The 395-nt window shown below is 42.8% G+C and carries 1 protein-coding gene; it reads right to left on the bottom strand.

The window, feature by feature from the left end:
• Nucleotides 1-225: 225 nt before the first annotated feature.
• Nucleotides 226-395, bottom strand: a 170-nt coding sequence (locus tag P5674_RS26050) for a DUF4351 domain-containing protein (protein ID WP_315670506.1), incomplete at its 5' end; no start/stop codon positions are given.

Raw genomic sequence — 395 nt, 5'->3', positions numbered from 1 at the left:
TGTTCTCCCAATAACCACTGGGCTAAATCCGCCGGAAACGTCTCAGCTAGGAACTTGCAAACATTGTCGAACATATTAGCATTATATCCCAATCTACGGGCGGTTGTGGGGAGTCTGTAAGGAGTCAGAAAAGAGTATTTTTCAAGCCTGTTCTAAATTAGCTGTAATCCTGATCATGTTGGGGTAATTAGTAAATTACCCCCAGGTGGAAATTCCCGTTGATATTTATTCGGGCTGATGGCTTTGTAGCCATTCCAGCAAATCATCTATCTCCGAAAAGTCTAGTAATGCTTCTCCTAACTCCTCTAATGCGGGTAATGGTAACTGATTGATTTGACCGATGACCGTTTCTGGCAAACTGCCTAATCTCCTATTTAGCAGCCGTAAAATTAGGG

Origin of the sequence: Limnospira sp. PMC 289.06 (genome assembly GCF_032350395.1) — a bacterium.
In the GTDB taxonomy this organism is placed as follows: Bacteria; Cyanobacteriota; Cyanobacteriia; order Cyanobacteriales; family Microcoleaceae; genus Limnospira; species Limnospira platensis.
Note: the sequence above shows the minus strand (reverse complement) of the source record. Positions and strands in the feature narration are given on the sequence as shown.